This window comes from Microbulbifer sp. ABF4_107 (assembly GCF_056312215.1).
In genome coordinates this window covers 22,047-45,194 of sequence record NZ_CM149983.1, presented here as the reverse complement: position 1 = coordinate 45,194, position 23,148 = coordinate 22,047, and the positions used below count along the sequence as shown (strand labels likewise).

Sequence of the window (23,148 nt, the reverse complement as noted above, 5' to 3'; positions counted from 1 at the left end):
TAATTCTGGGCCGCCGGAAGCGCCGCCCGCTGATACCGCAAGGAACGAGGTACGCCATGGAACTCAATGCGTTTTCCAGATCATCCCTGGCTATGGCCATTATTCAAAATGGTCGCCAACTGCGCAGTCTGCACCGCACCCTGGAGAAACGGGTATTGCTGGATGCCTCGGTCGCCGCCGATGTCAGCCAGATGGCAAATGCCTCTCCGACAGACGTGGCGACGCCAGACAGTGTCGACCAGGGTGCCGCACCCCAGGAAAAACAGGACACGGCGCCACAAAAACTCGCAGACTTGTACACTTCTGGTACCACCGCACAATCCGAACTGGTCGTCATTGATCTGAATCTGGATCAAGCTCAGACACTGGTAGACGACCTTCTTCAGCAGGCCACAACCATTACCGGTGATGCCGCAAATGGCGACGCTTTACAACTGAGCATCGGCGAACGCAGCCTGACGCTGTTGACTCTGGATACAAGCGACAACCTGCAGAGCGTTACCGATTTTATTCAGCAGAGCGGGCAGACGTTTGATGCGATTCACCTGGTATCACATGGCGGCGCGGGCGGGATCGATATCGGCGGTGATTCGCTGTCCCTCAGCTCTCTATCGGGCATCGACAACAGTGACCACAGTACGCAACTGCAAAGCTGGTCGTCCTTTCTTTCCAATGACGCTGACATCCTGCTCTACGGCTGCAACACCGGGTACAGCCTGACAGGCGAAAGTTTTATTGCGCAGATTGCCGACCTCACCGGCGCCGATGTAGCCGCATCTGACGATGCGACGGGAAATCCGCTGCGCGGCGGCGACTGGGAACTGGAACAACAGCACGGCGATGTGAAAACCGACCTGGTATTCTCCAAACTGCTGCAGGGTTCCTGGGAAGGCTTAATGGCATCGGAGCCGAATGCCACGGTCTCGGTTGCTGGCGAGGACTTTATCAACGAACCCACGGACATGACCTTCGTGTTCGATAACGCCGGCGATACCGTGGGATACGGCCCGTTTATGGATGTGGTTCTCGGCCCCGGCCTGGAAATTCAAAGCACGTCCGGACTACTCGGCGCCCAGGTGGAAACCTATACGTCGCAGGGTGGACAGTGGGTCGACAGCAATGGCAACCCGGTAGAGTTCCACCCCTACGACTTCAACGACACCGGTGACATCACACTGCCGCCGGTCGGCCCCGAAGGTTCCACCTGGTACGCATTGCAACTGCCGTTTGGCTCTTTCTCTCCGGATCAGCCCGCGTATGAGTTGACCGCCTCTGTGCTGATTGATGAGGCCGCCGGCGCCATGGTCGGCGTGCCGATTCCGGTGTGGGTAAGACCCGGATTTGCCTACGGCGAGGACCCGCTAAACAATCCCGACACCGACCCGGCCATCAGCGGATCGGCCATAGAAACCACCATCACACCCACTGTGATGCTGGTGGACAAAGAAGCATTCGATGGCGATGGCGACAATGCGTCTATCGGCGATGACGGTGAGACCGTTACCGGGCCGAGCGAGCCTGTTACCTGGCGGGTCACCGTCGACATTGCAAACCTGTCACCGGTTGTCGATCTCGTTGTCACCGAACAGGTTCCGGAAAACTTTTACTATGTCCCCGGCACGGTGACTGTCACCGACGCGAATGGCAGTACCCTCACCGAAGGTGTTGACTACGAACTTACTGAGCCGCCAGAAGGCGCCAACAGCAATGCACAGTTGATCGTGGAATTTCTGAATCCGGTGGTGGGCAGCCTAGCGGACAACGACATCATCATCGAATACACCGGCTATGTCCCCGATGTGGATGCGAACGGCAATCCGATTGTCATCAACGACGCCGCCAACGATGCGGTTACCAATACCGCCAGTGCCACTGGCACCTACCAGGATCAGTCGGTCAGCGACGACGCTGAAGAGACCATCGTCGCCACCGCCACCGCGGTGCAGAAAAGTGTGCGAACCATCGAAGACAATGGCGGGGAAGGAACAACCCCCGGCGATGTTCTGGAGTACACCCTCACGCTGCAGGTTTCCGATTACATGCAGCTTGAGGATCTCGTGCTGTCCGACTTTGTGGGAGACGGTCTGGCGGTTGATGGCAGCAGTATCAATATCGAGGTTTTTTACAATGGCACCGACTATGGACCGAGCGCCGCAGGCGCCAATGCCACGGTCACCGAGAACCCCGCCCCCGAGGACGGGCACACCGACATCAGTGTCAATATTTCCCAACTGCTGATTGATCTCGGCATCAGTGCCGATGGCAGCCTCAACGGCGATCTGTTCTCTGATGCCAACGTCGACGGTACTACCACTGTGGTAGTCACTTACGAGGCAACCATTCGCGAGGAATATATCGGCGCGCCCTACGCGGGTACGCCCAATGCGTCCGTCGATGCACTGGATGTAATCACTAATCAGGCCACCATCAATGCCGTTGCCTCATCGGCCAACGGCGAGTCCGTAGAAAACAGCAGCACCGAAAGCATTACCATCGAAGGGGCCAGTTTCAACAAGAGTGTATTTGCGGTCAACGACAGTACCGACCCGAATGATCTTGATGAAATCACCGTGGGGGATAGGGTTACCTTTGCCATCGACCTGGATCTCGGCACCCTCGACAGCCAGGGCATTGTCATTACCGACTATCTTCCGCTGCCGGTATTTGACGCCACCACGCCATCGTACGTGCCGACCAACCAGGGTGCCAATATCCCCGGTGCCAACCAGTGGGGGTTTGGACCGGAAACGGAATTTGGAAACTGGCCGCCGGAGTACTTGGCGGATATTAACGTCTCAGTTACTTCCGATCCCGACAACAACTCCATCAGCTGGAGCTTTGCTTCAGTCAGCCAGGCGCAGTCCGAAGGTGGCCGAGTCCAGCTTCTGTTTACGGTCTTGGTTCAGGATAAACCCTTTACCGATGGGCTATCACTGACCAATATTGCCACCGTCGAAGTCGATGGCACGTCGACATCGACCGTACTGCCACCGGATGGGACGCAGGTTGAGGTGCTCTCCCCGGATATTACCGTTACCAAAGGGGTTGTATCCACCGACAACGGCGATGGCATCTTTGACCCGGACCCCAACGCCCCTGTCACCTTTGATCCCGCAGGCACCGCCGCCGGCAGTGGCGCACCGTGGAGTGGCGGCGACATCACCAGTGCTGACCTGGATAGCACACCGATCGATTCGGATCTGAGTAACGTGGACGCTGGCGATGTAGTCCGCTTTGCCATTGTTGTGGAAAACAGCGGCGGTTCTGACGCTTTTAACGTCGCCATTAGTGACATCCTGCCGCTCGGGTTTACCACACCGGGTGGAGGACTCAATCTCCAGGTGTTTACCGGCGATGGGACCGCCGTTGACTACAGTGGAGACCTGTTTAGCGGCGGAATTACATTGACCGACCCATCGCCCAGCGAGGGGGCTCTGAACGAAGGCCGCGATCCCGACACCGGTGCCACCACAGACGGCAGCAACATCGTCATCATTACCTACGACCTGGTGGCCATCAGTGCGGTGCGCCCCAACCAGGAAATCAGTAACACCGCCACTCTTGAAGCCTACGGCGGCATCGATGAAGGCGCGGACTATACCGAGGGAAATTCGAGCCCCAACTGGCAGGATGATGCCATTGTTGAAATTCGTTCAAACGCGATTTCGAAAGAGCTTGTCAGCACCAGCATCAACGGTGACAACAACGCAAATGATCAGGCCGTAATTGGTGAAACGGCGACTTATCGCCTGACGCTGGAGATTGCAGAAGGTATTTCCCCCAGCGCGTATATTATCGATACCCTGGATATAGGCCTGGCGTATATCGATATTGCGACCGTCAGCACTTCCTCCGGCGACATACAAAATGACGATGGCGTGGCCTGGAGTCTGGCCGACCTGAACGTCTCCACAAATGGACAACAGGTAACTTTTGATCTCGGTGATCTAGTAAACCTGAACCGCGATAACACCACAGCAGAAACAATTACCATCGAGTACACAGTGCTCGTTGAAAATATTGTCGAGAACCAGAGCGGTGACCAGCTCAACAACAGTGCGCAATTTTTCTGGGACGATACCGATGATGATGTAAGCAACCCCGTTGGCCACGGTACTGCTTCGGCAGAAAACATTGAAGTGATCGAGCCGGATCTGCAGGTTAACAAATCCCTGCAAGACCCCAATGCACAGATCGACGCAAATGATCAGGTGACCTATATCATTGAAATTTCGCACTCGGCGTTTTCTGACACCGATGCGTATGACATTACCTTTTCCGATGTATTCCCGCCTGAATTGAATAGCGTTACGATCGACAGTATTACGCACCCCAGTGATGCGAGTATCGGCTCGAAATTTGAAGTGGACGGGAATACCCTGCAGACCGTTCCCGGACAGACATTTGATCTGGAAATCGGGGAAACCATCACCATCCAGGTTACCGCTACCGTTGACGAATTTATCTTTCCTGGTTCGACGATCGTCAATACGGCAACAACAGACTGGACCAGTATCGACGGCGACAGCAATCCCGACGAGCGCACGGGAGACAACTCGACAAACCCCGCCAACGATTACGAAACCAGTGGTTCGGCGACAATCACGACAACTTCAATTCTCGGACAGGGAAAGCAAGTTACGTCCAGCTCCCAGCAAAATGAATTTAACGATCTTTCACAAGTGGTTATTGGGGAAACGGTAACCTACGCATCCTACTTTGTCATTCCCGAAGGTTCCATCCCTCTTTCCACCATTACCGACCAGCTTCCACCGGGAGTTGAGTTTGTCAGTCTTGACGAAGTAATCGTCGGCAGCAATATTTCTTCATCTCTGGGAGATCTGACTCAGCCTGGTATAGTCGTACCTCCAGCAACTGGCTCTACTGGCGAGGTCACCTTCTTTTTAGGGGACATTACAAATAACGCAGGCAGCGGTCAGTTTGACGAGAATGTCGTTGCTCTGATCTACACAGTAAAGATTCAAAATGTACAAAGTAACCAAGCTGGTGAAACACTAGAAAATACAGCCACTTTCATCTGGGACTCAAATAACAATGGGGAGATCGATAGCGGCGACCAGTCGGTTTCACAATCAGCACAAGTTAATGTTATCGAGCCGACACTATCGATTTCAAAAACTGCCAATATCAACAGCGGCGATAACGGCGATGAACTGATCTACACGATCACCGTCACCAACCCCAGTAACGGAAGCAGCACCATCGCCTACGACATCAGTTTCAGCGACCCGCTGCCGGCCGAGCTCGACAATATTACCCTGAGTGTTACCGAACAACTGGATTCCGGTAGCAGGGATATTTCCAATTTCTTCGATATCATAAACGGCGAAATTGTGCTGGATCCCCAGGCGGAGTACGACCTGGAACCCGGCGGCGTAGTGACGATTACAGTTACCGGGACCCTGACCAATACGATTGCCGGTAGCACCATCTCCAATACGGCCGAGCTGGACTGGTCGAGTCTTGACGGCGATGTTGACGGAGAGCGCACCGGGTCTGATGGCGAAGGCAATGGGCTCAACAACTACGCCAATAGCGACGATGTGATTGTAAACATCAACGCACCGACCGTTGAAAAAACACTGATTTCAACCTCGCAGAACGACGACCTGAACGGCGATGGACAGGCGACTATTGGGGAAATTGTCACTTTCTCGGTGACGGTTACCGTTCCGGAAGCCGCGCTGACCGGCCAGATTGTGGACGTCTATGGCCCCGGCTTTGAATTTGTCGACGTGCTGAGCATTACGGTCAGCGACCCGGATGCGCTCCAGTATGACGAAAGTCAGTTTGTGGTCATCGACGATCCGGCAAGCCACACCATAGGGCTCAACTTCGGCACCGTGCTGAACACCAGTACCGATAACGCACCGGAAACGGTGACCTACGTTTATCGCCTGCGGGTTACCGACATCCCCGACAATTTTCAGGGAGAAATCCTCAGCAACGATGTCACCCTCAATTACGATACCGATGGTGACGCTTCAGATCTGGAAGGCAGTATCGGCGCGGCCGCCAGTGTGGAGGTGGTGGAGCCAATCCTGCAAATCGACAAGCAGCTGACCGCGCCCACCCCACCGTTGGTACTCGGCGGCACCGCCAGCTACGAGATTACGGTACAGCTGGACCCGGCCAGTGGGGCCGACGCCTATAACGTAAATATTTCCGAGCTACTGCCCACCTATCTGGCGGATATCGAGAATCTTCAGATTACTGCAGAAGGCGGCAACCCGGTCATCGTCGATCATTCCACGGCGAACCTGCTGTCCATCGATGTCAGCGCCATCGATGCTTCCACCAAGATCATTATTACCTACGATGCACAGGTCACCAGCGACCCGTCCGCGATTGGCGAGGATGTTACCAACACGGCCGAGGCCGAATACTCCACCCTGGATACGCCCGAGGGCGGAGACGATAGCGATATCGAGCGCGACTACACCATCGACGATACGGTTACCGCCCCCATTGAAGCATTCGACCTGAGCGTGGATAAAGACGACGGCGACGTAACCGTGGCACCGGGTGAAACCATCACCTATTCCATCGCCTATGCGAACAACGGTACCGCCGATGCTACCAACGTGGTGATCACCGATACCCTGCCGGAGTATGTGACCTTCGACCCGCAACAGAATCCCGGTTGGACGCTGAACGGGGACACTCTGACCTATGATCTCGACACCGTAGCCGCGGGTGATAACGGCACCATTGAATTGGTGGTTACCGTGATTGACCCGCTACCCAGCGGGGTCGAGGAAACACTGAACGCGATCACCATCGATTCCGAAGACGGTACAGATCCCAACCCGGATGACAACGACGACGAAGAGGTAACGCCGATCCAGGCAGCCCCGGATTACGTGGCCGTCAAAACCAATGACTTCACCAGCCCGGTACAGCCCGGTGATCCGGTCAGCTGGACCATCGAGATCAGCAACCAGGGCAATCAGGATGGCACCGGTGTTGTGGTCACCGACACCCTGCCGGATACCAGCCTGTTTACCAACTTCACCGCCAGCAACGGCGGCGTGATCGACCTGAATGCCGGCACCGTCACCTGGGATATTGGCGACCTCGCCGCCGGCGATTCCATTACCCTGACACTCAGCGCCGAAGTTGCAGAATCCGTTCCCGTCAGTATTCCGACACAGACCAATACCGTCACCGTGGATGACGATGGCGCGAACGGCCCGGATCCCACGCCCGGTAACAATACCGACGAAACCGAGTTCGACATCACCTTTGTGGACCTCGCCATCGACAAGGACGACGGCGGGGTTACCGCAGAGCCCGGTGATGCCGTGGTGTACACCCTGAATTACGCCAACAACGGTACCGAGCAGGCGACCGGTGTCGTGATCACCGAAACGCTGCCGGAGTACTCGACCTTCGACGCCGCCAACTCGGATCCCCGCTGGGTGCAGAACGGCAATACCCTGACCCTCAACCTCGGCACTCTCGCCGCCGGCGAAACCGGCAGCGTCGACTTTGCCGTGATCTTTAACGATCCGATTCCAACCGGTGTGGTAGAAACCAGCAATACCGCCAGCATCGACGACGATGGCGAAAACGGCCCCGATCAGAATACGGATGACAATACGGACAACGAAGTAACCCCGATCGGGGCAGCCCCGGATTACGTGGCCGTCAAAACCAATGACTTCACCAGCCCGGTACAGCCCGGTGATCCGGTCAGCTGGACCATCGAGATCAGCAACCAGGGCAATCAGGATGGCACCGGTGTTGTGGTCACCGACACCCTGCCGGATACCAGCCTGTTTACCAACTTCACCGCCAGCAACGGCGGCGTGATCGACCTGAATGCCGGCACCGTCACCTGGGATATTGGCGACCTCGCCGCCGGCGATTCCATTACCCTGACACTCAGCGCCGAAGTTGCAGAATCCGTTCCCGTCAGTATTCCGACACAGACCAATACCGTCACCGTGGATGACGATGGCGCGAACGGCCCGGATCCCACGCCCGGTAACAATACCGACGAAACCGAGTTCGACATCACCTTTGTGGACCTCGCCATCGACAAGGACGACGGCGGGGTTACCGCAGAGCCCGGTGATGCCGTGGTGTACACCCTGAATTACGCCAACAACGGTACCGAGCAGGCGACCGGTGTCGTGATCACCGAAACGCTGCCGGAGTACTCGACCTTCGACGCCGCCAACTCGGATCCCCGCTGGGTGCAGAACGGCAATACCCTGACCCTCAACCTCGGCACTCTCGCCGCCGGCGAAACCGGCAGCGTCGACTTTGCCGTGATCTTTAACGATCCGATTCCAACCGGTGTGGTAGAAACCAGCAATACCGCCAGCATCGACGACGATGGCGAAAACGGCCCCGATCAGAATACGGATGACAATACGGACAACGAAGTAACCCCGATCGGGGCAGCCCCGGATTACGTGGCCGTCAAAACCAATGACTTCACCAGCCCGGTACAGCCCGGTGATCCGGTCAGCTGGACCATCGAGATCAGCAACCAGGGCAATCAGGATGGCACCGGTGTTGTGGTCACCGACACCCTGCCGGATACCAGCCTGTTTACCAACTTCACCGCCAGCAACGGCGGCGTGATCGACCTGAATGCCGGCACCGTCACCTGGGATATTGGCGACCTCGCCGCCGGGGAAACGTTGACGCTAGAACTGTCCGCAGAGGTGGTGAATGATCTTACCGCCAAACTCCCGCTTAGCACCCAGACCAACACGGTAGCGGTGACCGACGATGGCACCAACGGGCCTGACCCGACTCCCGATAACAATACCGATAGCACTGAGTTCGAAATCACTTACATCGATGTAGCGATTAACAAAGAAGTAAATGATGATGACGGTATTGTGTTCCCCGGTGATGTCGTTACCTATACCCTGCGCTACGCGAACCTTGGCACCGAAACCGCAACCGGCGTAACCATCACCGAAACGATTCCCGGTGCCACCACATTCGACCCGACCAATTCCACGCCGGGCTGGACCCGAATCGGCGATGAACTGTTTTTTGACCTTGGCGACCTCGAGCCTGGAGAAACTGGCACCGTGCAGTTCGCGGTGATCGTTCCCGATCCGGTACCATCCGGCCTTGCCAGTTTTACCAACATTGCCACGATCGTGGACGATGGCAGTAACGGACCAGATCAGGAGCCGGGCAATAACTCCACTGAAGATCGGGACAACCCCGCGGTCATTGTCGCGGCCCGACCGGACTACACAATTGACAAAACGGAGAACTTCAGCGATCCCGCACACCCGGGAGACACCATTCGCTGGACAATCTCGGTCAGCAACCAGGGCAATCAGGACGGTACCGGCGTTGTCGTCACCGACACCCTGCCGGACACCAGCCTGCTTACCGATATTACTGCGAGCGATGGCGGCATCGTTGACCTCGCCGCGGGCACGGTAACCTGGAATATCGGCCCTCTGGCCGCCGGCGACACGATCACGCTGACGTTGACGGCGGTCGTCGCCGACCAGATCCCCGTGGACGTTTCCTTGCAGACCAACACCGTGGTGGTAGAAGACGACGGCCGCAACGGCCCCGACCCCACACCGGAAAACAATACCGACAGCGAGACCTTTGCCATCGAATTTGTCGACCTGTACATCGATAAAGACGACGGCGATGTGGAGCCTCGGCCAACGGAATCCATTGTTTACACGATCGACTTCGGCAACCGCGGTAACACCACCTCCACCGGCGTAGTCATTACCGAAACGTTGCCGCCAAATACGACCTTTGACGCGGCTAATTCCACGCCAGGCTGGGTGCGCAACGGCGATAGCTACACATTCGACGTCGGCACACTCGCCCCCGGAGAGCAAGGCAGCGTCACTTTTGCGGTCATCGTGAATTTCCCGCTGGACCCCACCGTTCAGGAAACTCAGAACACCGCGAGTATCACCGATGATGGCGGCAATGGCCCGGATCAGAATCCGGACGACAATACAGACAGCGACAACACGCACATTGAAAACGAAATCAATGTGGACAACATCACCCTGTCGCAATTGTATCCGCAGTACATGGAGCCACTGCGGGCGTGGGAGCGCCAGATGCCACAGATGCACGGGCGACTGATCTCCAAAGAAACAGAGGATGTCGCCAGCAATTTACAGGGTGGCCGCAACGGGGACTATTACGACCCGGCTTTCGGCCCGGTGGATGGAAGGCAATACCCCAACGACTGGTCGCAGGTATTTGGCAATGACCTCAGCATCGATACCAGCGCGCCGGAGGACTCACACAAATCGAGTCCGCTGCAGATGGACAAGGATTTTGCCGGTTTCCGTGACAACTCCCTGTTTGGCATTTTTGAACGTCCCGCAGCGAGTCCTGATCTGCCGACAGATATACCGCGCTGGACACCGGAAGTTGAACCGCTGCCATCGCCCTTGCAGTCTTCTCCCAACGGCGGAGAGCAGCGGCATATCAACGGAGACCGTAGCCAGCTGCAACAGCAACTGGATCTGATCGGACAAGAGATGCGGGAGTCACAGCTATCGCCGATACTGCTGGCGTTCGCGGAGATGGTCGCAGAACAGGAGCAACAACAGAAACGCGACTGAGTTCGTCGCGGACGCGCTATCGCGTGCACGGGGGCAGGTTGGGTATCATATCCAGAACATTGATTCTGGAGAGGATACCCCTTGCTCCCAATGGTCCGCGCCAGCGCGCTCACCGGTTATAAGTCTCTGCTTGGCAGTTTCGGCGTCGATGCCGGGGCACTGCTGCAACGCCTTGCGCTGCCTGCGGATTATCTGGATCGTCCGGACCTGATGATCCCGATGGAGAGCAAGGTTGAACTGCTGGAACTGGGGGCTCAATTGAGTGGCTGCCCGCACTTCGGCCTCAAGCTGGCCCAACAGCAGAGTATTGCCGCCCTCGGCACCATCGGCCTGCTGCTGCAACAGTGCCCGACCCTGCGCGATGCCATGGAGACGATCACCTCCTCCATTGGACAGACGGCCCAGGGGCTGAAGGTATGGCTGGAGGAGTCGGCGGATACCGCCTACCTGTGTTCACGCTACGAGTTCGCCGGTCCTTCCGCCGCTTCCCGCCAGCACAGTGACAATCTGGTGGCCAGCGGATTTAATCTGATCCGCTTTCTTCTCGCCGAGCCCGTCGCCCTGCGCTCGGTCCAGCTGTGCGGTACAGCCCCGACAGGGAGCGCAGGACTCGCACCCTACCGTGAACTGTTCCAGTGCCCGGTGCAATTCGGGCAGGAGCACAACGGGATCGCGTTTGCCAGGGAACTGCTGCAGCGCCCCGTTGCCGGTGCAAACCCGGAAATGCTCGGCCTGATCAATGATTTTCTGAAGAAAAAGCAACTGGATGACTTCCAGGAACAGTTACTCTGGACCATTACCAACCTGTTGCCACGAGGGCCAGTGACCCTGGAAAAGGTCGCCGACAGCGCGAACATGGCACCGCGCACGCTGCAGCTGCGTCTCAACCAGCAGGGCACCAGTTTTCAGCAACTACTGGACCGCACCCGCGTGGAGCAGGTGTGTACCTACTTACTGGAAGGCAGCCGCTCACTGACCGAGATCGCGGAACTGGTGGGCTACAGTCAGCTCAGTGCACTGACCCGTGCCTTCAAGCGCATCATGGGCGCCAGCCCCAGAGCCTGGCTGCACCAAAGGTCCGACTAAACAGTCAGCGAGGCTCGAGGTTGCGCGATCTGTCAATTTGCCGACGCCTTCGGTCAACTCTCTTCCGGGGAAAACCCGTATCCTGTGCAAAACTGACCAGCATCTATCCCGGAACACCGCCCCAGGTATCACCGGAAACACAGTTAGGTAAGCGATGATGAATACCCAGACCCTGACCAGCGAAGGCGCCCAAACCGCAACCCTGGAAAACCTGCTGGCCAACCAGCGCCAGGCCTACCTGGCCAACCCCGCCCCCAACTACCAGCAGCGGGTTGAAGACCTGAAATCCCTGGCCCGGATGATCCGCGACCATCAGGACGAACTGGTGCAGGCGGTAAGCAGCGACTACGGTAACCGCTCTCATCATGAGACCCTGTTCGCAGAAATCTTTCCCGCGCTGGATGGTATCAAGGACACCATCAAGCGCCTGAAGAAGTGGATGAAGCCCCAGCGACGCCATATCGACATCACCGCGTTTCCGACCTCATCGACCAAGGTCATTCCGCAGCCACTGGGTGTAGTGGGCGTGATCGTGCCGTGGAATTTTCCGATCAACCTGTCCTTCGGGCCGCTGATCAATATCTTTGCCGCCGGCAACCGCGCCATGGTGAAAATGTCGGAAAACTCCCGCAACCTCACTGCATTGCTGCAACGTATCAGCAGCGACTATTTCCCCCAGGATAAACTGGTATTTCTCGAGGAGACCGGCGGCGTCGGCATAGAGTTCTCCACCCTCAAATTCGACCACCTGATCTTTACCGGTTCCGGAGCAACCGGGCGCAAGGTTATGGCCGCAGCGGCAGCAAATCTGACCCCGGTTACCCTGGAGCTTGGCGGCAAATCCCCGGCGATCGTCGGTCCCGACTACGACACCGATACCGCCGTAGAGCGGGTTCTGTTCTGGAAGCTGTTCAATGCCGGACAGATCTGCACGACGGTAGACTACCTGTTACTGCCGGAAGACAAGGTCGATGCGTTTGTGGAAAAAGCGAAACGCGTTTTCAAAAAGCGCTATCCGGATATTCAGCACCCGGACTACACCTCGGTAATCGACGATCGATCCTTCCAGCGTATCTGGAGCACCCTTGACGATGCGCTGGCGAAAGGCGCGACCGCAATCGACCTGACCGACGGACAGGGTGACCGCAACGACACCCTGAAAAAATTCCCCGCGCACCTTCTGGTCAATGTCAGTGAAGACATGGACGTAATGCAGCGGGAAATTTTCGGCCCGTTACTGCCGATCAAGACTTACAAAAACCGCGAAGAAGTGGCCAGCTACATCAATAGCGGCGACCGTCCGCTGGCGATCTACCCATTCACCAAAGACAAGGAACTGCGGGACTATTACATTGATCACGTGATGTCCGGAGGAGTCAGCGTGAATAACGCCGTACTGCACGTTGGCCAGCACGATATTCCTTTCGGTGGTGTGGGCGAAAGTGGCATGGGCCACTACCACGGCTACGAAGGTTTCCTGACCTTCTCCAAACTGCGCCCGGTGTTCTATCAGGGCCCGCTGGATCCACTGAAATTGCTGATGCCACCTTACGGCAATCTGGCGAATAAAATGATGAAGCTGATGCTGCGTTTAACCAAGTAACGCAAGCACCTGATTTTCCACGTATTGCGAAGGGAATAAATTTCACCTTCGCAATACGGTTTCAATATCTCTCCCTCCAAGCCCGCCCCCTCAAACCCGAAACAAAATTGCGATAAAACCGTAATTTTTGGTAGGGTATTTCCAGAGCTTAGCCAGTCTGGCGCTCTTTTTTCTGGATTTCATTTAAGAAAACTTCCAGCACCATTGCGGCGATGCAATATCACCGTGCACTCTGGGCAATGACGCCCGCTATTCAATCGCGCAATCCAGCTCGGATTCTTACGGAACGCGCGCGATCACAAGGAGAACAATATGCCTGCACCAAAACGCAGCAACCATCACCATTCTGACGCACAAGCTTTTCCATGCACCCTGCCCGGCCGCAAGTTGCTCACCGTAGCCATCGCACTCGCCGGCACACTCACCGCCAGCGGCGCCTTCTCCCAGCAATCCGTTCTCGAAGAAGTCACCGTCACCGCACAAAAGCGCGAACAGTCCCTGCAGGACGTGTCCGTTGCGGTGAGCGCCTTTTCCGGTGATGCCATCGAAAAAATGGGCTTCGAGGAAGGGCTGGATATTACCCAGCAAGTGCCGAACATGAATTTCTTCGCCATCTTCGGCGAAGCGTCCAGCCCCTCCGTCAGCCTGCGTGGCATCAGTCTGGTGAATTTCTCCGACTCCTGGGAATCTCCGGTTTCCATCTATGTTGATGATGTCTATCGCGGCAACCCCGCGGGTTCCGCCATTCAACTGTTTGACCTGGAGCGCGTGGAAGTGCTGCGCGGCCCCCAGGGTACCCTGTACGGCCGCAATACCACCGGTGGTCTGGTGCACTATGTATCGCGCAAACCCACTGAAACGCTGGAGGCGACCGCGAGCGCCAGCTATGGCAGCTATTCCGAACGTATCCTCGAAGGTACTGTGAGTGGCCCACTGCACCGAAATATCCGCGGACGGGTCGCCGTCAAAAGCACACACAATGACGGCTGGCAAACCAATGTGGTAACTGGAGAGAAACTCAACGACACCGACAGCTACGGTTACCGTACACAGCTTGAGATCGACCTCGCGGATCACAGTAGCCTGCTGTTAAACCTTCACGGCAGCAGTGCTGATCAGCAATCTGTTGGGTTTGCCCATCTGGGATATCTGGAATCGCCGGACGCTGGCGCTGCAACCTGCTCTATCGTGCGCATTCAAAACGGAAAGTGCTTCAGCGCGAACCCGGGATTGGGAGGAATCTCGGGAGAACAGGCGGTAGACGGGAACTTCGGACCCGAATATGTCGCCAGTGGCGCCGCCGATGGACTGACAACCAGAATCGACACCTTCGGTACATCCGCCACACTCATCCACGACTTTGAAGGGTTTACCCTCACCTCGATTACCGCCTACGAAGAGTTGGACAAGCTGCTGCAGGATGATGGTGACGGCCTCCCCGCAGTTTGGTTTGACGAACAGTACGCAGTAGATGCGGAGCAATATACACAAGAAGTCCGGCTGAATGGTGTAACCCAGAACAGCAACTGGGTAGCCGGGGCTTATTACTACAAGGATGACCGAGGTCTGAATACCCAGGCACCGACAACAGCGGACGGTTTGTGGCACCAGGAAATTGTCACCCTCGACAGCACCTCCTGGGCTCTGTTCGGACAGGTTGAATACGATCTCAGCAGCACCTTCACACTGGTGAGCGGCTTGCGCTATACCGAAGAACAGCGCGATTTTTCACAGGATGTCGGCCCCAGCTTTTACGCCGATGCCGTGGATACACAAAAGAACCTGAGTGACCAGGCCACCACCGGCCGCATCGGCCTCGACTGGCGTCCGTCCGAGAAGACACTGGCCTACGCCAGCTATTCTACCGGCTTTAAAAGCGGTGGCTTTTCTGGCAGCTACAACCGCAACGATCTCGCCACCGATCCCGTCGGCGCAGAGACCATCGATAATTTCGAGCTGGGCCTGAAAACCACCATTGCCGATGTCTACCGATTGAACGCCGCCGCCTTCCACTATTCGGTACAGGACTTTCAGGCGCAGGTATTTATCAGCGTCGCCGAGGGCAGTGTCATCACCAACGCTGGTGATGTCACTGGTAGCGGTGCGGAACTGGAGCTGACCGCGCCGATTACCGAAAACTTTGAAGTGATTGCCGGGGCAGGCTGGCTCAGTACCGAGTTTGATTCCGAACAGTCCTTCGTCGTCGCCGCAGATACTTACACCCTCGACGGCAACGAACTTCCCTCCGCGCCGGGTTTCACCTACAACCTGGTCGCACGCTACTACCAGAGCCTGGGCAGCAACGGCGAGCTCGTATTCCAGGGCGATTATGCATGGCAGGATGATCACTACCTGCAGGTAGAAAACGACCCCTATTCCATGCAGTCCGCCTATGGCCTCGCAAACGCCAAGGTCAGCTGGCATTCACCTTCCGATGTATATAGCGTGGAAGCTTTCGCCCGTAATCTCACCAACGAAGAGTATTTTACTTACCAGAATACGCTCGGGGCAGACTGGGGTTACGGGGTATGGGGACAACCCCGTACCGCGGGGCTGCGGTTTAACTGGAAAATGTAAAGCAGAGCCCGAAGGCCGCTCGAATTGCGAGCGGCCTACCCCTCACAGATACCGCTGACTGGTACGCTCATACTCCGAATTTCGCTTCAACAACGATTTTATTGACGGTAAAATTTTCAGCCTTCCTGTTTCGCACATTTTCAAAGGATCTGAAAGTGAGTACCGTATACCTCTGTAACAAAAATCTCAGCTCACCCGCCCTTCAGCAGGCATGCAGCGTTAACATCCAGCAGCTGACCGAACTGCATTGCCCCGCTCCCAAATTTTCCAAAGCCAACACTCCATACTTGTTAAATGGCCACAGCGACGCTCAGGGCAAACGAATTCAAACGCTACTGGCACCAAAGCACATATCCCAGCCCCTGACCGAGCTGTCGCTCACCTTTGGTGAGGATAATACGCTGGCGATAGCGGCCATGATGGAGCAGCTCAGGGATTACAATATCGCCCTGACTGGCGCTTCGACTAGTGTCTACGGCGAGCGAATCAGTGCTTTCGCAAAATCGGTAAAGGAGTACCAGGTAGCGCTACTCACCTATCGGGATGCCAAACTGAACAAAAGCGGGTAATCAGTCCCAGCTGAGACAGAGCGCTCATGCGGCCTTTGATCGCATGCAGGCACAGTTTCGCGCGGAATTACACGTGGTAACCAGTCATATTCGCTCACGGCGTGGCACACCGCTGACCAGTGCCGAGCGCGGTACTAATATTGCTTACAGCAGCCGAGATGTAGCGAAATTGCAGCTCAGCAGCGAGATTGAGGCACATAGACTGGTAAAACTTAGCCAACACACCAAGCTCTTGGGCAATGGATTGGCTGTGATAGATTTCGGGTCCCGCATTGGCAAAGTCCATAACAGTTACCAGGCTGACGGCTATTGGGAGCGAGATCTGTTTAGAGAATCACTGAGCTTCGGCCTAAGTGTCGGCACCGGAGCGGCAACCGCAAAAGTCGGAGCAGTCGCTTTAGGGATTCTGGTCGCCGCAACACCGATTGGCTGGGTTGGGCTGCTTGTTGGGGGACTGGCAGTGGCTGGGGCATCAGCGGGCGCTGCGATGACGATGAATGAAGTTACCCAATCCCATGCCGATGGATGGTATGACGGAATAATGGGAACCTTAAACGGAAAATAGCCATGAGCACATTTTCATTTTTACTCGGTTGCTGCGCTGCAGTTATGTTTTTTAGCTTATTTTTGTACGTAGTTTTCGGGCAACTCACTGTTCGGAAGCTACGAAAAAATCCAGAAACAAAGCGAGAACTCGGCCTCGAGTTCGCGAGCGGCTGGGATATTTTAAATGTAGCTCAAGCATTGGCTACGCCGAGAAAATTTCACAAGTTACTGGAATCTGGCCAACTATCGTGCATGCACGCGAATTCAGAAATCATCGCAAAAAACACAAATTCTTTTGACAAAGCTATCGCCATTATATTCTTCTGGTCATTCATTGGGTCTGCCATGAGCATGCTAGCGTTGATTGGGCTCAACAAACTTGGGCTCTTTTCCTAACTGCCCACCAGCCCATCAAAGTATAAAAAAGCCCACCAATTCGCCGGCCGTGTAAACCTAACGCATATCCAGCGCATTAAGAGCTTCAGATAACGATTTCACTGGAATCACCTGCATACCCTCAATATCGGTTTTGAGCCGATTTGCGGCCGGCACAATCGCCTTGCGGAAGCCATGTTTGGCCGCTTCTCTCAGGCGTTCCTGACCAGAAGGTACCGGACGAATTTCACCCGCCAGACCTACCTCGCCAAATATCATCAGATCCCGGTCCAGGGTGCGATTGCGGAAGCTGGACACCACGGCCATCAGCAGGGTCAGATCGGCACTGGTCTCCATCACCTTTACACCGCCCACCACATTGATAAACACATCCTGATCGCCCACAAGGACACCGCCGTGGCGGTGCAGCACTGCGAGCAGCATATTCAGGCGGTTTTGATCCAGCCCGACGGCAACGCGTCGCGGGTTGCCGAGGCTGCTGTCGTCCACCAATGCCTGCAGCTCCACCAGCAGCGGGCGAGTGCCTTCCCAGACGGAAGTCACCACCGAACCCGCGGCGATTTCATCGGCGCGCTGCAGGAAGATGGCGGAGGGGTTGGAGACTTCCTTGAGGCCCTGCTCGGTCATGGCAAACACCCCCAGCTCATTGACCGCACCGAAGCGGTTCTTGTGCGCGCGCAGGGTGCGGAAGCGGGAGTCGTGGGTACCCTCGAGCATGATGGAGCAGTCGATGATGTGCTCGAGGACTTTGGGTCCGGCAAGGGTGCCGTCTTTGGTGACATGGCCCACCAGAATCAATGCGGTTCCAGTCTGCTTGGCGAAGCGCGTCAAATACGCCGCACTCTCGCGCACCTGCGCCACGGAGCCGGGTGCGGACTGCACTTCGGCCATATGCATGACCTGAATGGAGTCCACCACCATCACCTTGGGCTTCACCTCACCGGCGGTGAGGCAGATCTGCTCGACGTTTGTTTCCGAAAGCATTTGCAGATGATCCGCCGGCAGCCCCAAACGCTTCGCGCGCATGGCGACCTGTTGCAGGGACTCCTCCCCGGTTACATACAGAGCGGGTAGCTTCTGCGAGAGGTGACACAGGGTCTGCAACAGTACGGTGGACTTACCCGCACCGGGATGACCACCGATCAACACTACCGAACCCGGCACCAGCCCACCACCCAGCACCCGGTCCAGTTCACTGGCATTGGTGGGAATGCGGGGCAGCTCACTGAGATCAATCTCGGAAAGCTTCTGTACCTTGCCCTGCCCCGCGGCACCTGCGTAGCCCGCCTGTGCGTCGGTAAAATTCGCCGCACGGCTATCGGTATGCGCAGGCCCCAGCCGCACTTCACTCAGACTGTTCCAGGCCCCACAGGCATTACACTGCCCCGCCCATTTGGTGTAGTCGGCTCCGCAGTCATTACAGACAAACGCAGTTTTGGATTTTTTGGCCAAGGGTTTCTCTCTGTACCGGATATCCCAAGATATCTACTGGTAGCAAGTAGCACTTGGGTTTGAAATTAAGCCTTGATCGGGATCTTCTCCCCGGGACCGTCTGCGGCCCGGATGGCCGCAGCCGAGCCCCCATGGATGGGTTTACGGCGTGTCCCGGGGAGAAGATACCGGTCAAGGCGCCCGGAGTTCTCAGACAAGGAACCCCGGAAAGTCGACAATTCTACCCTCCCTCCGCCACAGGGGAAAATTTGCGGGATCGCCCATGCACCCATCGGTACAACACAGGCAGTACAAGCAGTGTCAGCAGTGTGGACGAAATAATTCCCCCAATCACCACCGTCGCCAGTGGCCGCTGTACCTCCGCACCGGTTCCGGTATTGAGCGCCATCGGCACAAAACCCAGACTCGCCACCAGCGCCGTCATCAACACCGGCCGCAGCCGCAACATGGCGCCATCTACGATTGAGGTATACAACTCCCCACTCTCGCGCCAGCGCTCACGTATAAACGACAACATCACAAGACCATTCAACACCGCCACCCCCGAAAGCGCGATAAAGCCTACACCTGCAGAAATCGATAGCGGCATATCTCGCAGCCACAGCGCCAGCACACCACCGGTCAGCGCCAGAGGCACCCCGGTAAAGATAATCAATGCATCGCGCAGAGAGCTGAACGCCATCATCAATAACAGCAGAATCATCAACAGCGTCACCGGCACCACAATGGAAAGTCGGTCGCCGGCGGAGCGCAGCTGTTCAAAGGTGCCACCGTAATCCAGCCAGTAGCCAGCGGGCAGTGCCACTTCCGAGTCGATACGCTCACGCACCGCCTGCACAAATGATCCCAGATCGCGACCGCGTACATTGGTGGTAACCACTATGCGTCGCTTACCGTTTTCCCTGCTCACCTGGGCCGGTGACTCCGTCCACGTCAGCTCGGCAACTTCTTCCAGTGGAACGAAGCCACCATTGGGAAGGGGAACCGGTAGCGAGGAAAAATCGTCGATATTCTGTCGAATGTCTTCCGGCAGCCGCACCATCAACTCGAAACGGCGATCACCGAAATACATGAGTCCCGTGCTGGTGCCACCGATAGCAGCGGCCACGTAGCCCTGAAGAGATTCCACGTCCAAACCGTATTGGGCGAGCGCCATACGTCGCGGCGTTATGGAAAGCACTGGCAGACCATCCACCTGCTCCAGGCGGGCGTCTGCCGCACCCTCGACCTGCTGCACCTGTGCAAGAATCTCTTCAGCGGAGCGTCGCAGCTGGACGAGATCGTCACCGTAGAGTTTCACCGCCAGATCTGCGCGCACCCCGGAAATCAGTTCGTTGAAACGCATCTGGATGGGCTGGGTGAATTCGTAATTGTTTCCTGGCACCGCCTCAATCGCGGCCTTCAAACGCTCGATCAACTCCTCGCGAGGAAGCTTCGGGTCGGGCCATTCCGATTGCGGTTTCAGGGTAATGAACGTATCCGCCACATTGGGCGGCATCGGATCTGTTGCGACTTCCGCGGTGCCTATACGGGAAAATACCCGTGCGACTTCGGGCACTGCGCCCAGTGACACATCCAGCTCTTTCTGCATTTGCACCGCCTGTTCCAAACCCGTGCCGGGAATGCGCAGGGCGTGGGTGGCGATATCACCTTCGTTCAGTTGTGGCACAAACTCCGAACCCAGAGTGGTGGCGAGCCAGCCACAAAACAACACAAATAGCAGCGCCACAGAAACTACCAGCCAGCGCAGCTGCAGGGCGGCAATCAATATCGGCCTGTACAGAGATTTCAGACTGCGCACTGCGACATTCTCCCGCTCGCGAATGTTCCCGCGCAGGAATACCGCCACCGCCGCCGGCACCAGGGTAAAACAGAACACCATGGCCGCAAGCAGCGCCATAACCACAGTGGCCGCCATGGGGTGGAACATCTTGCCCTCCACGCCGGTCAGTGAAAACAGCGGGATGTACACCAGAGTAATAATCAGCACCCCCAGTACACTGGGCCGGATAACCTCATTTGCGGCGTTATACACTATGTCCAGACGCTGCCTGAGCGGCAGTTCCGAGTCGCGACCGTGACTTGCCTGCGCCAGACGACGCGTGGTGTTTTCCACGATGATTACTGCACCGTCCACTATCAACCCGAAATCCAGTGCACCCAAACTCATCAGGTTTGCGGAGATACCGGCACCCAACATTCCGGTGAGTGTGGCGAGCATCGCCAGGGGAATCACCGCGGCAGTGATCAGCGCCGCGCGGAAATTCCCCAGCATCAGAAACAGCACCGCAATCACCAGCAGCGCGCCTTCCATCAAATTTTTCTGAACGGTATCGATGGCGCGATCTACCAGTCGCGTGCGGTCGTAGACAGCCTCAACTTTTACCCCTTGAGGCAAAGAATGCTGTACTTTCTGCAGGGCTTCACCCAGGTCAGCGGCAACCTTGCGGGAGTTTTCTCCCATCAGCATCATCGCCATACCGAGCACGGTTTCACGACCATTCTCTGTGGCAGCGCCGGTTCGCAATTCCCTGCCGATCGCAACGCTACCAATATCGGCAACGGTGACCGGGGCCAGGAAGCCATCGCGCTCGCTGCCTGCGGCGGGTTTTACGACGACGCTTTCAATATCGGGAATCGACGCCAACTGCCCAGGAGAACGCACCAGTAACTGATTTCCCCCAACTTCAACAAAGCCGGCACCACGGTTTTGATTACTGCGCTGTAGCGCGGTAATCACATCCTCCATAGTGACGCCAAATGTCAGCAACTTCCGCGGATCCGGTGTGACGTGATACTGCTTGCGAAATCCGCCGATGGCATTCACCTCGGTAACGCCCGGCACCAGTGCTAGCTGCGGCTTGATAATCCAGTCCTGAATTTCCCGAAGTGCGGTACTGTCGTAGAGCGTCCCGTCCGGCTGTCGTACATCGTCCGCCGCACTGACGGTGTACAGAAAAATTTCCCCGAGGCCGGTGGCGATAGGGCCCATGGTGGGCTCCAGCCCTGCGGGCAGTTGGCTGCGAATGGAAGTAAGCCGGTTGGCGATCAGGTTGCGTGCGAAGTAAATATCAGTGCCTTCGCGAAATACCGCGGTGACCTGAGACAGACCGTAGCGCGACAGGCTGCGGGTATATTCAAGTTGAGGCAGACCCGCCAGCGCGGTTTCCACTGGAAAGGTCACCCGCTGCTCCGATTCCAGAGGTGAATAGCCCGGCGCCTCGGTCAGGATCTGCACCTGGACATTGGTGATATCCGGCACCGCGTCGATAGGCAGTCGTTGATAGCTCCACAACCCCAGGGCAACGATAATCAGGCTGCTGCAAAGCACCAGCAAGCGCCGCTCGATGGCAAAGCGCAATATGGATTCAATCATGCAGTATTTCCTCAGTGCGCGTGGCCGGCGGCAGATTTTTTCAGCTCGGCTTTGATCAGATAGCTGTTCTCCGCCACATAGCGTTCACCCGCCTTGATTCCGTCCAGTACTTCACTGAATTCGCTTCCCCGCAAACCCAGGTGCACCGGGCGCGGTTCAAAGTGGTTGGGTTTGGTTTCGAGAAAAATCACTGTCTCACCGTCCAGGGTCTGCAGTGCGCGATTGTCGACGGCGACTGCCACGTTTTTTTCACCAACGGTGACGCGCCCCTGAACAAAAATCCCCGATGACCAGCCACCACTGCTGTTATCCAACGGTACCCGCGCGCGCTGAAAAGGCGCACCATTGGCAGCGGGCACCAGGTTTTGCACCTCTCCCTGAAACGTCTGTTCACCGGCAATAATTTCGACCGGCTGACCGCGCTGCACGTTGCCAAGCCGCTCGGGAAACACCTGCAAATCTGCCCACAGCTTGCTGTAGTCCGCCACGGTAAACAGCACCTGTTCGCTGACAAATTCCCCGGGTCCCGCGTGCTTCTCGATCACCACCCCGTCAAAGGGCGCGCGCAGTGTATATTCCTGCAAGCTTTCATTGGAATTGATCGAAGCCAACAGCTGTCCCTTTTTCACCGGGTCGCCAATGCTGACAGCAATCTTGGAAACCAGCCCCGGATAGCGCGCGCGAATATGGCTGATCGCCGTGGGCTCCGGTTGCAGTTTTCCGTAGAGAGTGACGGTGGATTCGATTTCTCTGGCCGCGGCCACGGCAATTGCCACCCCGGCGCGGGCAAGCGCGGCATCGGATAGCTCTACCACGCCTTCGTCATGGTGGCCTTCTTCGTGATGGCCGTCGCCTTCATGGTGATGGTCGTCGCTGGCCCAGCCTGGAACAGAGAGCGCGAGCAGAAACATGGCAATGTGTGCTGTTTTGAACATG

10 protein-coding genes are annotated in these 23,148 nt (G+C 56.7%); 7 read left to right on the top strand and 3 right to left on the bottom strand.

The genetic code is table 11. The features are described 5' to 3' along the window. Nucleotides 1-56 precede the first annotated feature (56 nt). The 7 genes from ACYX4K_RS00150 to ACYX4K_RS00120 all read left to right on the top strand — a co-directional run bounded on the left by ACYX4K_RS00150 (nt 57) and on the right by ACYX4K_RS00120 (nt 17,384). The gene (locus tag ACYX4K_RS00150) at nt 57-10,607 is read left to right on the top strand and encodes a DUF4347 domain-containing protein (RefSeq protein WP_475090844.1); all 10,551 of its coding nucleotides are present in this window, start codon (nt 57-59) and stop codon (nt 10,605-10,607) included. Nucleotides 10,608-10,697: 90 nt separating this feature from the next. Then, the gene (locus tag ACYX4K_RS00145) at nt 10,698-11,693 is read left to right on the top strand and encodes an AraC family transcriptional regulator (protein ID WP_475093897.1); all 996 of its coding nucleotides are present in this window, start codon (nt 10,698-10,700) and stop codon (nt 11,691-11,693) included. A gap of 157 nt (nt 11,694-11,850) precedes the next feature. Further along, nucleotides 11,851-13,296 carry a coniferyl aldehyde dehydrogenase gene (locus ACYX4K_RS00140; RefSeq protein WP_475090846.1) on the top strand — a complete coding sequence of 482 codons (1,446 nt, stop codon included), beginning with the start codon at nt 11,851-11,853 and terminating at the stop codon, nt 13,294-13,296. 312 nt (nt 13,297-13,608) lie between these two features. Further along, nucleotides 13,609-15,873: a TonB-dependent receptor gene (locus ACYX4K_RS00135; RefSeq protein WP_475090847.1), complete on the top strand. Its 2,265-nt coding sequence runs from the start codon at nt 13,609-13,611 to the stop codon at nt 15,871-15,873. A 155-nt stretch (nt 15,874-16,028) separates the two neighbouring features. After that, complete coding sequence (locus ACYX4K_RS00130) at nt 16,029-16,442, top strand: hypothetical protein (protein ID WP_475090849.1); 414 nt, start codon at nt 16,029-16,031, stop codon at nt 16,440-16,442. Between the two features lie 43 nt (nt 16,443-16,485). Beyond that, entirely contained in the window at nt 16,486-17,007 is a 522-nt protein-coding gene (locus ACYX4K_RS00125; protein WP_476178735.1) for a hypothetical protein, read from the top strand. 2 nt (nt 17,008-17,009) lie between these two features. Then, entirely contained in the window at nt 17,010-17,384 is a 375-nt protein-coding gene (locus ACYX4K_RS00120) for a hypothetical protein (protein ID WP_475090853.1), read from the top strand. 57 nt (nt 17,385-17,441) lie between these two features. Here the strand turns inward: ACYX4K_RS00120 and radA are convergent, their stop codons facing one another. From radA to ACYX4K_RS00105, 3 genes are all read right to left on the bottom strand, one after another. Next, nucleotides 17,442-18,836, bottom strand: coding sequence for a DNA repair protein RadA (radA, locus tag ACYX4K_RS00115; RefSeq protein WP_475090854.1), 1,395 nt, complete (start codon nt 18,834-18,836; stop codon nt 17,442-17,444). 220 nt (nt 18,837-19,056) lie between these two features. Then, complete coding sequence (locus tag ACYX4K_RS00110) at nt 19,057-22,212, bottom strand: efflux RND transporter permease subunit (RefSeq protein WP_475090855.1); 3,156 nt, start codon at nt 22,210-22,212, stop codon at nt 19,057-19,059. Nucleotides 22,213-22,223: 11 nt separating this feature from the next. Then, entirely contained in the window at nt 22,224-23,147 is a 924-nt protein-coding gene (locus tag ACYX4K_RS00105; protein ID WP_475090856.1) for an efflux RND transporter periplasmic adaptor subunit, read from the bottom strand. Nucleotide 23,148 lies beyond the last annotated feature (1 nt).